The sequence below is a fragment of the Actinomycetospora sp. genome (assembly GCF_036497585.1).
GTDB lineage: Bacteria > Actinomycetota > Actinomycetes > Mycobacteriales > Pseudonocardiaceae > Actinomycetospora.
The window spans coordinates 1-12,170 of sequence record NZ_DASXJD010000042.1 but is presented as its reverse complement, the minus strand read 5'-3'; the positions used below and the strand labels follow the sequence as shown (position 1 = coordinate 12,170).

At 75.9% G+C, this 12,170-nt stretch carries 14 protein-coding genes; 9 read left to right on the top strand and 5 right to left on the bottom strand.

Translation table 11 applies throughout. The features are described from left to right. Positions 1 to 18: 18 nt before the first annotated feature. Positions 19 to 798, bottom strand: a complete 780-nt coding sequence (locus tag VGH76_RS03830) for an enoyl-CoA hydratase/isomerase family protein (RefSeq protein WP_331555285.1) — start codon at positions 796 to 798, stop codon at positions 19 to 21. 118 nt (positions 799 to 916) lie between these two features. Between VGH76_RS03830 and VGH76_RS03825 the strand changes: the two genes are divergently transcribed. From VGH76_RS03825 to VGH76_RS03810, 4 genes are read left to right on the top strand one after another with little or no spacing between them, the layout of a single operon-like run. Further along, positions 917 to 1,624 carry a dienelactone hydrolase family protein gene (locus tag VGH76_RS03825; protein ID WP_331555284.1) on the top strand — a complete coding sequence of 236 codons (708 nt, stop codon included), beginning with the start codon at positions 917 to 919 and terminating at the stop codon, positions 1,622 to 1,624. Beyond that, positions 1,621 to 2,415, top strand: a complete 795-nt coding sequence (locus VGH76_RS03820; protein ID WP_331555283.1) for an HAD-IIA family hydrolase — start codon at positions 1,621 to 1,623, stop codon at positions 2,413 to 2,415. Before VGH76_RS03825 ends, VGH76_RS03820 begins: the two co-directional genes overlap by 4 nt. A 16-nt stretch (positions 2,416 to 2,431) precedes the next feature. Further along, complete coding sequence (locus VGH76_RS03815) at positions 2,432 to 2,839, top strand: ChaB family protein (protein WP_331555282.1); 408 nt, start codon at positions 2,432 to 2,434, stop codon at positions 2,837 to 2,839. Beyond that, positions 2,836 to 3,669 carry a CPBP family intramembrane glutamic endopeptidase gene (locus VGH76_RS03810; RefSeq protein WP_331555281.1) on the top strand — a complete coding sequence of 278 codons (834 nt, stop codon included), beginning with the start codon at positions 2,836 to 2,838 and terminating at the stop codon, positions 3,667 to 3,669. The genes VGH76_RS03815 and VGH76_RS03810 overlap by 4 nt, the downstream gene beginning before the upstream one ends. Before the next feature lie 12 nt (positions 3,670 to 3,681). Here VGH76_RS03810 and VGH76_RS03805 read toward each other — a convergent pair whose 3' ends face one another. Further along, a complete protein-coding gene (locus tag VGH76_RS03805; RefSeq protein ID WP_331555280.1) occupies positions 3,682 to 4,428 on the bottom strand; it encodes an SDR family oxidoreductase in 747 nt (248 codons plus the stop codon). Positions 4,429 to 4,504: 76 nt separating this feature from the next. Between VGH76_RS03805 and VGH76_RS03800 the strand changes: the two genes are divergently transcribed. After that, a complete protein-coding gene (locus tag VGH76_RS03800; protein ID WP_331555279.1) occupies positions 4,505 to 5,923 on the top strand; it encodes an aldehyde dehydrogenase family protein in 1,419 nt (472 codons plus the stop codon). 129 nt (positions 5,924 to 6,052) lie between these two features. Beyond that, a complete protein-coding gene (locus VGH76_RS03795; protein ID WP_331555278.1) occupies positions 6,053 to 6,649 on the top strand; it encodes a DoxX family protein in 597 nt (198 codons plus the stop codon). Between the two features lie 75 nt (positions 6,650 to 6,724). Here the strand turns inward: VGH76_RS03795 and VGH76_RS03790 are convergent, their stop codons facing one another. From VGH76_RS03790 to VGH76_RS03780, 3 genes are all read right to left on the bottom strand, one after another. Further along, a complete protein-coding gene (locus tag VGH76_RS03790) occupies positions 6,725 to 7,165 on the bottom strand; it encodes a DUF2267 domain-containing protein (RefSeq protein WP_331555277.1) in 441 nt (146 codons plus the stop codon). A gap of 41 nt (positions 7,166 to 7,206) precedes the next feature. Continuing rightward, positions 7,207 to 7,536: a hypothetical protein gene (locus VGH76_RS03785; protein ID WP_331555276.1), complete on the bottom strand. Its 330-nt coding sequence runs from the start codon at positions 7,534 to 7,536 to the stop codon at positions 7,207 to 7,209. A gap of 65 nt (positions 7,537 to 7,601) precedes the next feature. Further along, positions 7,602 to 8,708, bottom strand: coding sequence for a glycosyltransferase family 9 protein (locus VGH76_RS03780; protein WP_331555275.1), 1,107 nt, complete (start codon positions 8,706 to 8,708; stop codon positions 7,602 to 7,604). 294 nt (positions 8,709 to 9,002) lie between these two features. On the opposite strand from VGH76_RS03780, the gene VGH76_RS03775 reads away from it, so the two are divergent. Genes VGH76_RS03775 through VGH76_RS03765 form a run of 3 tightly spaced genes read left to right on the top strand, consistent with a single transcriptional unit; the run spans position 9,003 to position 12,166 of the window. Further along, a complete protein-coding gene (locus VGH76_RS03775; protein ID WP_331555274.1) occupies positions 9,003 to 10,190 on the top strand; it encodes a glycosyltransferase family 4 protein in 1,188 nt (395 codons plus the stop codon). Beyond that, a complete protein-coding gene (locus VGH76_RS03770) occupies positions 10,187 to 11,170 on the top strand; it encodes a glycosyltransferase family 9 protein (protein ID WP_331555273.1) in 984 nt (327 codons plus the stop codon). Before VGH76_RS03775 ends, VGH76_RS03770 begins: the two co-directional genes overlap by 4 nt. A gap of 9 nt (positions 11,171 to 11,179) precedes the next feature. Then, a complete protein-coding gene (locus tag VGH76_RS03765) occupies positions 11,180 to 12,166 on the top strand; it encodes an aldo/keto reductase (RefSeq protein ID WP_331555272.1) in 987 nt (328 codons plus the stop codon). Positions 12,167 to 12,170: the final 4 nt, after the last annotated feature.

Below are 12,170 nucleotides of genomic sequence, written 5' to 3'. Positions count from 1 at the left end.
TACAGCGCGGATTACTGCTCACGTGGTCGAAGGCCACCTGGCCGGCCGCTTCCCGACGAACGCCGCCACGCCCTCCCGGCCCTCGGCCGAGAGTCCCCGGTCGCCGATCGACTTCGCCTCGACCTCGAGGTGGGCGTCGGTGAGTACCCCGTTCGCGCTGCGCACCAGCTTCTTCGTCGCCGCGAGGGCCTGGGACGGGCCGGCCGCGATGGTGGCCGCGATCGCGGCCGTCTCGTCGTGCAGGTCCGCGTCGGGCACCACCCGGCTCGCGAGACCGCACGTGAGCGCCTCCTCGGCGCCCATCGGCCGGTTCGTCAGGAACATGTCCATCGCCTTCGCGCGCCCGACCGCCGCGGGCAGCGTCGCCGTCATGCCGCCGTCAGGGGTCAGCCCGATCGCGGTGTAGGCCGGACGCAGCCGCGCGCCCGCGGCCAGCACGATGACGTCCCCGGTCAGCGCGAACGAGAGCCCGATGCCCGCGGCCCACCCTTGCACCCCGACGACGACGGGCTGGGCCAGCCCGAGCAGGAGCCGCTGGCAGGAGTGGAAGTCGTCGGCGAGCGCGGTGAGGCTGGCGTCGGGGTCCGCCGCGAAGCCGCGCACGTCGCCCCCGACGCAGAAGTCGGGGCCCTCGGCGAGGATCTCCACGACGCGGGCCGACTGCGCCGGCCCGGCGAGGGCCTCGCGGAGCTGGCGGCCGAGCTCGAAGTCGACGACGTTGTGCCCCGGCCCGTTGGTCAGCGCCACGCGCACCACGCCCGGGGTCTCCTCGGACACCCGCACCCGCTCCTCGGCCACTCCGGCCCTCCTCGCCCGTCCCGTCCGACACCCGCGGCGATCGTGCGCGGGGCCCGGCGAGCCTGCCACGCTGTGCCTGCCACCGCGCAGTGCTGCCCCACCGAGGAAGGAGCACGAGGTGCCCGATCTGCACATCCCGGCCGGCGCCGGCTCGCACCAGCAGGCCTACCTCGCGACGCCGCCCGTCGGCAACGGGCCGTGGCCCGGCGTCGTCGTCCTCCAGGACGCCTTCGGCATGACCGACGACCTCCGGGAGCACACCGACCGGTTGGCGACGGCGGGCTACGTCGCCGTGGCGCCGCGGCTCTACAGCCCGCGCGGCGGCGGGCCGCGGTGCATCGCTGCGGTGTTCCGCGCGATGACCAGCGGAACCGGGCCGGTGTTCGACGACATCGACGCCGCCCGCGGCTGGCTCGCCGGCCGCGAGGACTGCACCGGCCGGATCGGGGTCATCGGGTTCTGCCAGGGCGGTGGGTTCGCGCTCATCGCCGCCGCGCGCCACGACTTCGCCGCGGCCGCCCCGAACTACGGCCACGTCCCCACCGAGGCCGAGCGCGAGCTCGAGGGCATCTGCCCGGTGGTGGCGAGCTTCGGCGCCCGGGACGTCTCGCTGAAAGGACACCCCGAGCGGCTCGAGGCGGCCCTGGACGCGCTCGGCGTCGAGAAGGACGTCAAGACCTACCCGACGGCGGGCCACTCGTTCTTCGAGCGCTTCCCGGCCCAGGCCGTGGTCCGCCGACTCGGCGCCGGGCACGACCACGACGCCGCGGAGGACGCCTGGGGCCGCATCCTGCGGTTCTTCGACACCCACCTGGCCGCGGCATGACTGCCCCGGAGGAGGCTCCCGAGCTCGAGCACTACCTCATCGACATGGACGGCGTGCTCGTCCACGAGGAGAACGCGCTGCCCGGGGCGGACGAGTTCATCCGCCGGCTCGGCGAGGCCGGCAAGCAGTTCCTCGTGCTCACCAACAACTCCATCTACACCCCGCGTGACCTGCGGGCCCGACTGCGCGCCAGCGGGATCGACATCCCCGTCGAGAACCTGTGGACCTCGGCGCTGGCCACCGCGCAGTTCCTCACCGACCAGCGTCCCGGCGGCACCGCGTTCGTCGTCGGCGAGGCAGGTCTCACCACGGCACTGCACGAGGTGGGCTACGTGCTCACCGAGCGGGACCCCGACTACGTCGTCATCGGCGAGACCCGCACCTACTCGTTCGAGGGCATCACCCGTGCGATCCGGCTCATCGAGCACGGCGCGCGCTACATCTGCACCAACCCCGACGCCACCGGACCGTCGCCGGAGGGCCCGGTGCCCGCGACCGGGTCGGTGGCCGCGCTCATCACGCACGCCACGCGCAAGCAGCCCTACTTCGTCGGGAAGCCGAACCCGCTGATGATCCGCGCGGGCCTCAACACCATCGGGGCGCACTCCGAGACCACCGCGATGATCGGCGACCGGATGGACACCGACATGGTCGCCGGGATGGAGGCGGGCCTGCACACGATCCTGGTGCTCTCCGGCGTGACCGACGTGGCCGAGCTCGACCGCTATCCCTACCGGCCCAACCAGGTGGTCGAGAGCGTGGCGCACCTGTCGGTGGGCTCCCGGGGATAGCGGGTAACCACCGCTCATGCCTGAGGACTTCGACGACCTGCCGTCGACGCTGCAGCGCTCCGAGAAGGGCGCCCGCGACACCTACGCCAAGGCGAAGGAGTCGGCCGAGGACACCTACGGCAAGGGTGAGCGGGCCAGCCGCACCGCGTATTCGGCGCTGAAGCACAGCTACGAGAAGGTGGGCGACCACTGGGAGCCCAAGGAGGAGAAGGGCCCCTCCGACTCCCGCGCCGAGAGCGGCGGCCGCGACCCGGGCGGTCAGCCGGCCGGCGGGGTCGACGCCAACGCCAGCAAGGAGCACCTCTACGAGCGGGCCCAGCAGCTCGGCGTCGAGGGGCGCTCGAAGATGGACAAGGACGAGCTCGTCGAGGCCATCGAGAAGGCCAACGACCGCGCGACCCGCAAGGCCCGGGGAGATTCGTGACCGGTCCCGGGGACGGCGGGGAACCCGCCCCCGCGGACGGGGAGCCGGCCGTGGCCGGCACCACGCCCGACGGCCCGACGGGACCTCACGCACCCGACGGACCCCACGGCCCGGCCGGGCTCGGCGGCGCCGAACTGCCGGAGCGGCCCCCGATCGGGGTCGGCCGGGACGGACGCCGGCTCGGGTGGGCCGAGTTCGTCACCGGCGCGGTCGTCTACGTCCTGGTCCAGGTCGGCCTCGGGATCGCTGTCATCACGGCGTTCGGGCGCCTGCCCGCGTCGCCGATCCTGCTCGGGGTCTCGGCGGTGTCGGCGTTCGCCGCGGTGGGCGCGGCCGTCGCGCTCCGGGTCCGGCGTCCGGTCGCCGTCGGGTTCCGACGGGTCCCGCCGCGTGCGCTCGCCGTCGCGGTCGGGCTGGGCATCGGGGTGTGGCTGCTCTCCCGGATCCTGATCGTCGTCTACGTCTCGCTCACCGGGGACCACAGCGACCCGCAGCAGGACCTCACACAGTTCTCCGGGGTCGCCGCGGCGTTCTGGGTGGTGCTGCTCGGCGGACTGGTCGTCCCGCTGGGCGAGGAGCTGCTGTTCCGCGGCGTCGGCTACGGGTCGATGCGCCGGTACGGGCCGGTGGTCGCGACGATCGTGTCGAGCCTCGTGTTCGCGATCGCGCACGGGTTCAACGTGGTGTTCCTGGCCGTCCTGGTGCTCGCCGTGCTCAACGCGGTGCTCTACGAGCGCACCCGGTCGATCTGGCCGTGCTTCGTCACGCACGCCTCGTTCAACCTGTGCTCCTTCGCCGTCCTGCTCACGCTGACCGGAGGCTCACGCTGACCTGGAGCCCGCTCAGCGGGTCTGCTCGGTCGGCCGCACGAGCATCTCGTTGACGGCGGTGCGCCGGGGCCGGGTGACCATGTAGACGATCGCGTCGGCGATGTCCTCGGCCTCCATGAGCCCCAGCTCCATCTCGGACTCGGCCCGCTGCGCGGCGCCCTGGCCCTCGGTGAGCTCGCTGCGCACCAGGCCGGGCTCGACCAGTCCGACGCGCACGTGGGCCGACCCCAGCTCCTGGCGCAGCGCCTCGGAGAACGCCCCGACGGCATGCTTGGTGGCCGCGTAGACGTTGACCGCGGGCCCCGCGACCTTGCGGCCGGCCACCGAGGAGACCGTGACGACGTCGGCGATGCCGCGCTCGCCCCTGGCGGCCTCGGTGAGGTGGGCCAGCGCGGCGTGCGTGGTGGCCAGGACGCCGTTGACGTTGACGTCGACCATCGTCCGCCACTCGGCCAGGTCGGACTCCGCGGCGGGCGTCATCGACCCGTAGCCGGCGTTGTTGACCAGCACGTCGAGCCGGCCGTGGCGCGCGACGACGTCCTCGACGGCCCTCCGGACCGCGTCGGGGTCGCTGACGTCGACCTCGTGGACGCTGGTGTCCCCGCCGCGTTCGCCGGCCAACGACTCCAGGCGGTCGCGCCGCCGCGCCAGCAGGGCCACCGTGGCTCCCGCGTCGGCGAGGGCCCGCGCCGTCGCCTCCCCGATGCCGCTCGAGGCACCCGTGACCACCGCGACGTTCCCGCTCAGCGCTCCGCTCATGGTCATCGGCTACCCGCGTCGCGACGCACGGCACGCGTGACCGCCCGTGGTGGAGGGCACCTCCTCCTGAGCAGGGATGCCGTCAACGAGGAGGAGCAGGGTGACCACAGCGGCCGCCGACATCGAGATCCACGACCCGGCGACCGACGAGGTCGTCGGGCGGGTGGCCCCCGCCGGGCCGGAGGAGGTCGACGACGCCGTCGGCCGGGCCGCCGGAGCGGCGCCGGCCTGGGCGCGGACCGACGCCGCCGAGCGCGCCGGACGGGTCCGCGAGGCCGCCTCCGCGCTGCGCGCCGAGGCCGAGGATCTCGCCCGCCTCAACGAGACCGAGACCGGCCGGCCCTACGACGACGGGCTGGGCGGCGTGCTGGCCGCCGCCGGGACTCTCGAGCAGTACGCCGAGCTGGGCCCGGTGCACCGCGGGAGGTCGTTGCAGGGCTCCTGGTCGGCCACCGACCTCATGGTCCCCGAGCCGCGCGGCGTGGTCGCGGCGATCACGCCCTGGAACGACCCGGTCGCCGTCGCCGCCGGGCTGATCGGGGCGGCGCTGGTGACCGGCAACACCGTCGTCCACAAGCCCAGCGAGCGCTGCCCGCACCTGGGGCGCCGCGTCGCCGACCTGCTCGCGTCCTTCCTGCCCGACGGCGTGCTCACCGTCGTCGACGGCGCCGGGCCCACCGGCGCGCTGCTCTGCGCCCACGAGGCCGTCGACCTCATCGCCCACGTCGGCTCGGTCGCCGCGGGCCGCGCGATCGCCGAGGCCGCGGTCGGCACGGGCGCGAAGGTGCTGCTGGAGAACGGCGGCAACGACCCGCTGATCGTCGACGACGGCGTGGACCCGCGGTGGGCGGCCGAGCAGGCGGCGCTGGGGTCGTACGCGAACGGCGGCCAGGTCTGCGTGTCCGTGGAGCGGATCTACTGCCACCGCGGCGTCGCCGACGAGTTCCTCGCCGCGCTCGCCCACGAGGCCGGCCGCTGGGTGTACCGGCCCTCGACGCCGGGGGAGAAGGCGCTCGGCCCGCTGGTGGACCGTCGCCAGCGCGAGCACGTGCACTCCCACGTCGCGGAGGCGCTCGCCGCCGGTGCCACCGCGCACGCGGGCGGGGAGCTGCCCACCGGGACCGGGGCGTTCTACCCCGCCACGGTGCTGTCCGGGTGCACCCCGGACATGCGCATCCTGCGGGAGGAGACGTTCGGGCCGGTGGCGCCGGTCCGCGTCGTCGACTCCTTCGAGCAGGCCCTCACCGAGGCGGTCGACGACCCCCACGGGCTCGCGGCCACCGTCCTCACCCCGGACATGGCGCACGCCCAGGAGGCGTGGAAGACCCTGCCGGTCGGGACGGTGAAGGTGAACGCGGTGTTCGGCGGCGCGCCCGGCGGTGCGGCGCAGCCCCGCGGCCTCTCCGGCGCCGGCTACGGGTACGGCCCCGAACTGCTCGACGAGATGACCACGACGAAGGTCGTCCACCTGGAGGCCGCCCCGCCGCGCCGGTGAGATCACTCCGAGCGACATCGGGGTCGGCGATGGTCACCCGACGTGGTTGATCGCACGGATGCGTCACCCCTGATGGGTGACGTCGTTACGTCCCATGTGATGTCCCAGCCGCCCCCTCCGGAGCCGCAGGTGTCCGAGCCGGAGACCTCGCTGATCGACCCCGAGGTCCGCTCCGGAGGGCGCCGGCCGGGTCTGCCCGGGGCCGCGCACTCGCTGCTCGGGTTCGTGGTCGCCGCGACGGCGGCGCTGGGACTGGTGGTGGCCACCGGCGTCGCGCCGGTCACGAGCCTCGCGGCGATGGCCGGCGTGGCCACCGTCCCGACGGGGGCCGCCGCCGTGCCGGCCGAGCCGGTCCTGCCGGCGCTGGGGCCCGCCCCGAGCACCGACGAGGCCACGGGCGACGCCGTGCCGACCACCACGGCGAGCACGGACGAGACCACCGACCCGGCCCCGCTCGTCCGGGCGCCACGCACCCGCGATGCCGCCGTGGTGCCGCCCGTCGTGATGCCGCCGCCCGCCGCCCCGCCCGTCGTCGTCCCCCCGGCGGCGCCGCCGAAGCAGGACCCGCCGCCGGTCAACGAGCCGACGCCGGCCGAGCCGTCGCAGCCCGCCCAGGCGTCGGAGCCGACGAAGCCCACCCGGCCGACGAAGACGCAGGACCCGACCCCGCCGCCACGCGACCCGGGCCCGATCCAGCAGCCGGACCCCACGAACCCGCGGCGCTGACCGCGAGGGCCGCAGGGCATCGTCGACCACCGGGGGTGGCCGACGGTGCCCCGCGGCCGAGGACGGCGCGGTCGGTCAGCGCATCAGTTCGGCGAGCCCGCCGGGCAGCTGCTCGAGCGTGCGGTCGACCTGGTCCTCGGGCAGCCACTCCCGCAGCAGGCGGAGCACCTGCTCGACCTGGCGCTCGACCTCGTCGGCGTCCACGGAGTGCACCGCGCCGCTCACGGCGTCGACGAAGGCCGCCTTGTCGACCGACCGGGCCTGGTCGTCGGACTGGTGCTGGGTCCGCAGCTCGGCGGAGAGCTCGGGCGGCAGGCTGACCGTGAGGTCCTGCGCGATGCCGGAGCTGACGGCCTTGCCGAGCTCGTTGAGCGTCGCCCGGGTGAGGAGCTCGGCCTCGCTCTCGGTCTCCAGGCCGAGCCGGCGCTGCACCTGGCCGGTGAAGGCCGACAGCGTCGCGCTGGAGCGCGCGGGGTTCGGGTCGTTGGGGTTGCGCTCGGTGTTCGGGGTGGTCACGGTGTTCTCCTGCTGTTCGGGGACGTCCACGGACCGAGGGCTCAGTAGCCCTCGGCGCCGGCCTGCTCCAGCCCGTGCGACCAGCGCCCGCGGCGCTCGTCGTCGGACTGCTCCCACCACCGCGGCCCGCGCTCGCCCAGTGCGGTCTTCGCCGCGTGGACGCGTGCGCGGGCCCGCCGCTCGGCGTCCCGGTCGCCGGCCCGGGTGGCCGTCCCGACGTCGCGTCGGGCGGCCATCAGCCAGCGCCGCAGCCGGGACGCGTCGCTCTCCGGGATCGCCGGATCGGTCGCGCGCCACCGGCGGCCGTCGACGACGATCCAGCGACCGTCGGCGGTGGTCTCGGGCACGGCCGGGGGTGCCCAGATGATCATGGCGGAACACCTGGGTGGCCTGCGGCCCCGTGAGCACTTTCCGGGGCTATGACCCCAGAAAGTGCTCACGTGCGCGGAGCGCACCTCGCGACGGCGTCCACGACCTCCGCCGGCGGGACGTCCAGGCACTCCTGCCCGAACGGGCATGTCAGCTGCCGGCACGGGGTGCACGACGTCGGGCGGGTCAGCACCGTGGCCGGCGCGGTGCGCGGGGCGTACTGCCCGACCTCCTCGGTCCCGGCGAAGAGCTCCACCACCGGCGTCCCGACGGCGTCGGCGAGGTGCGCCCCGCCGGAGTTGTTGACGACGACGGCGTCCGCGCCGGCCACCAGCGCGGCCAGCCCGGCGAGGTCGAGGGCCCCGACGAGGCGGTGCGCGCCCGGCACGTCGGCCGCGGCCCGCTCGACCAGCTCGGCCTCCTTCGCCGTCCCGGTGACGACCACCGTCCACCCGAGCTCCGCGAGCCCCCGGCCGACCGCCGCGAACCGCTCGGGCGGCCAGCGCCGCGAGGGGCAGCTCGCCCCGGGCGCGACGACGACGTAGCGCCCGGCCGGCGCCTGCGGGTCGGCCCCGTCCGGGACGCGCACCGCGAGGTCGGTGCCGCGGGCGGGGACCCCGACGGCGCCGAGCACCTCGAGGGCCCGGACCACCTGGTGCCCGCCGTCGGGCGGCGCCGGCACCCAGTGGGTCAGGGCGTCGCCCCCGAACTCCTTGCTCGTCCCGACGCGCACCGGAATGCCCGCGCGGCGGCAGATCGCGGCCGCCGGCCACGGCGACTGGGAGAACGAGGTGAGCACGACGGCGGCGTCGTAGCCGCGGGCGGCGAGCTCGGCGACCAGCTCGCCGTCGGGGTCGCCGCGATCCTGTCCGGGCGCCGCGCCCCCGGGCAGCCGCTGCCAGGACACCGACGCCACGACGACGTCGTCGATCTCGCCGATCAGGGGCGCGGTCGCCGCGCCCGCCGGCGACGCGAGCAGCTCGATCCGGGCCCCGGGCGCCGCCGCGCGCAGGGCCCGCAGCGCGGGCACCGTCATGAGCACGTCCCCGACGTTGTCCGGGCGCACGACGAGGATGCGGGTCATCGCCGCCCAGTCCGGGTCCCCGAGGCCGGGCCGGTGGGCCGCGGGGTGGACGGGGAGGCCGGGCAGGTCGGTGGCGGCGAGGGCGGTCACGGCGAGCAGGTACCCGCCGGGGCCCGGTCACACCGGGGCGGGTGGGTCGACCGACACGCCGAGGGCCCGGTCACCGGTGACCTGGGAGCACCGGTGACCGGGCCCTCGGACCCGGACCGCCGCCCGTGACCGGGGCGGCGAGATCGATCTGCTGCTGGCTCGTGGGGTCACCGGGCTCCGCGGCCGGGCGACACGAGGACAAACTGCCCGGTCCCTGACATCGTCACGAAACTCGTCCCCCGTTCAGCGGAACGAGTGACCCGGGCGTCCTCCCGGGCGTCGAGGTGTGGGGAGATGCCCCTCCGGGGTAGCGCCGGTCTCGTGCCCGCTCCCGGACCCCGTGTCGCGATGCTGCACGGACGCGCCGACCCCGCCCACGACGGCGTCGCGGACTACACCCGCCGGCTGGTCGAGGCGCTGCGCGGGGCGGGCACCGAGGTCGTCGACGTACCCCTCGACCCGGGGGCGGCCGGGGCGCTCCGGGCGGCGCGGACGGTGCGGGGGGCGGGCGTCGACGTCGTCCACCTGCAGTTCGCGCCGTCGGCGTTCGGGTTCTCCGGCTGGCCGGGGCTGCTCCTCGGTGACCTGATCGGCACCCGGCCGCTGGTGACGACGGTGCACGAGTACGGCTGGTGGTCGTGGGCGCCGCGGGTCCCGGCGGCGCTGTGGTCGCCGTGCGAACGCCGCCGCCTGCTCGACCGGGAGACCGGGCGCCTCGTCCCGCGCAGCGCCGCCGTGATCACCACCAACGCCGAGCACGAGGGCGCGCTGCGCGACCGCTTCCCCGCCGCACGCCTGCACCGCCTCCCGATCCCGCCCAACGTCACGGTCGTCCCGGACCCCGACGGCGCGGGCCGGGCGGCGGCCCGGGCCCGCTGGTCGCTGCCCGACGACGCCGAGGTGGTCGCCTTCTTCGGGTTCGTGCACCCGGTCAAGGGAGTGCGCTACCTGGTCGACGCGCTGGCGGAGCTCGCCGAGGAGAGACCGGGGCTGCGCCTGCTGGCGGTGGGCGGCTTCACCTCGCTCGCGCTGCCCGCCGACGAGGCCGCCGCGTTCCGCGAGGAGCTCACCGCCCACGTCGCGGCCGCCGGGGTGACCGACCGCGTGGTGATCACCGGCCACCTCCCGGCCGCCGAGGTCTCCGCGGCGCTCGCGGCCGCCGACCTCGCGGCCCTCCCGTTCACCGCCGGGGCGACCACCAAGTCCGGGGCGCTGCTCGCCACCCTCGACCACGGCCTGCCCACGATCGTCACCCGCCGGCCCGACCAGGAGCCCGACGGCGAGCTCGTCGACGGGAAGACAGTCGTCGTCGCCCCCGCGGTCCGCGATGCCGGGATCCTCGCCACCGCGCTGCGTCGGCTCCTCGAGGACCCGGGACTCGCCGCGCGGGTCGGCGCCGGGGGCCGCGAGCTGCTCGCCGGGCGGGACTGGACGACGCTCGCGGGCCGCCACCGCGACGTCTACGCCGAGGTGTGCCGGTGAGGACGCTCGTCGTCGACCTGCTCGGGGGACTCGGGGACCTCGTCATGGTGCTGCCCTCGCTGCACGCCCTGCGCGACGCCGACCCCGACGGCGAGCTCGTCGTCCTCACCCACGCCCCCGGCGCGGTGCTGCTCGAGCGGGACCCCGCGGTATCCGCGGTGCGGCTCGCACAGCCGCACGCCGAGCGGGCCGCCGTCGAGGCCGCGCTCGCCGAGCTCGCGCCCGACCTCGTCGTCACCACCACGCGCTTCGACGGGATCGGTGACGTCGTCGACGACGATGCGGCCGCGCGCGGCACCCGCGCGGTGTCCAACCTGTGGCGCTCCCCGCCGCCCGACGAGCTCGTCGGCGAGCGCTACCAGCGGATCCTCGCGACCGAGGGCGTGATTTCGCTGCCGGTCCGTCCGCCGCGGGTGGTCCTCGGCGACGACGAGCGCGCGGCCGGCCGGGCGGCCACCGCGTCGCTGCCCGGGGGCACCGTCCTCCTCGTCCCCGGGGCGGGCATGGCGGTCAAACGGTGGCCCGTGTCGCGGTGGTCGGCGCTGGCGCGGGCGCTCGCGGCGGAGGGCCGCGGGGTGGCCGTGGTGGGGGACGAGCCGATCGACGGGGTGATGACCCTCCCGCCGACCGACCTGCGGGGGCTGGCCGCCCGCTTCGCGGCGCTCGGCGAGCGCGGCGGGGTCGTCGTCGGGGGCGACACCGGGCCGGTCCGCGTCGCGGCGGCCGTCGGCGCGCCCACCGCCGCGCTCTTCGGGCCCACGCTCGCCGTCCGCTACGGCCTCGAGGACGGCCGCAACCTGCAGGGCTACCCGGCCTGCCCGCACCGGCGCCCGACGGCGATCACCGAGCAGGTCTGCTGGTGGGACGCCGGCTGCCCGCTCTCGGCCACCGGCCCGGCCTGCCTCGAGGACCTCCCCGTCGCCGACGTGGCCGCCGCCGTGCGGGCCGCGACCCCGACGGCCCGCGTCGAGATCGGGTAGCAAGGACGTATGCGCTATCTGGAGCTGCCGACGGCGAAGCGGTGGTCGGCGATCGGACTGGGGACCTGGCAGTTCGGGTCGGCCGAGTGGGGCTACGGCGGCGACTACGCCTCGGGCCCGGACTCCGAGGCCGCGCAGATCGTCCGGCGGGCGCTCGAGCTGGGCATCACGGTGTTCGACACCGCCGAGGTCTACGGCTTCGGGCGCAGCGAGCGCATTCTCGGCGACGCGCTCGACGCGGCCGACGCGGACCCCTCGACGACCGTCGTGGCCTCGAAGCTGCTGCCGGTGCTGCCGGTCGGTCCGATCGTCGAGCAGCGCGGGGTCGCCAGCTCGGCGCGGCTGCGCCGCCCGCTGGACCTCTACCAGGTCCACCAGCCCAACCCCGTCGTCGGCGACCGCCGCACGATGCCGGGCATGCGGACGCTGCAGGCCGCGGGCGTCGTCGACGAGGTCGGCGTGTCGAACTACTCGCTGGACCGCTGGCAGGACGCCGAGGCCGCGCTCGGCTCGCGGGTGATCTCCAACCAGGTGCAGTACAGCCTGGTCGCCCGCGACCCCGAGCGCGAACTGCTCCCGTACGCGGCCGAGGCCGGCCGGGCGGTCATCGCGTACAGCCCGCTCGCGCAGGGGCTGCTCTCGGGCAAGTTCGACGCCGAGCACCGGCCGTCGAACCGGGTGCGCCAGCTCAACCCGCTCTTCCTGCCCGAGTCGCTGCGCCGCGCGCAGCCGCTGATCTCGACGCTGCGCGAGGTCGCGGACGCCCACGACGCGACGCCCTCGCAGGTCGCGCTCGCTTGGACGATCCACCGCCCCGAGGTCATCGCGATCCCGGGCGCGTCGAGCGTGGCGCAGCTGGAGAGCAACTGCGCGGCCGCTGAGATCGTGCTGAGCCCCGACGAGTGGAGCGCGCTGGGCGAGGCCTCCGAGCGCTTCACGCCGGTGCGGGGGCTGTCCGCGGCGGTCGGCGTCGCGAGGGCGCTCGCGCCCCTGTGAACGA

What these genes read in the sequence shown, in the direction of transcription:
- VGH76_RS03765 (WP_331555272.1), top strand. Translation starts at nt 11,180, where the DNA reads ATGCGCTATCTGGAGCTGCCGACGGCGAAGCGGTGGTCGGCGATCGGA.
- VGH76_RS03775 (WP_331555274.1), top strand. Translation starts at nt 9,003, where the DNA reads ATGCCCCTCCGGGGTAGCGCCGGTCTCGTGCCCGCTCCCGGACCCCGT.
- VGH76_RS03820 (WP_331555283.1), top strand. Translation starts at nt 1,621, where the DNA reads ATGACTGCCCCGGAGGAGGCTCCCGAGCTCGAGCACTACCTCATCGAC.
- VGH76_RS03785 (WP_331555276.1), bottom strand. Translation starts at nt 7,536, where the DNA reads ATGATCATCTGGGCACCCCCGGCCGTGCCCGAGACCACCGCCGACGGT.
- VGH76_RS03800 (WP_331555279.1), top strand. Translation starts at nt 4,505, where the DNA reads ATGCCGTCAACGAGGAGGAGCAGGGTGACCACAGCGGCCGCCGACATC.
- VGH76_RS03815 (WP_331555282.1), top strand. Translation starts at nt 2,432, where the DNA reads ATGCCTGAGGACTTCGACGACCTGCCGTCGACGCTGCAGCGCTCCGAG.
- VGH76_RS03805 (WP_331555280.1), bottom strand. Translation starts at nt 4,428, where the DNA reads ATGAGCGGAGCGCTGAGCGGGAACGTCGCGGTGGTCACGGGTGCCTCG.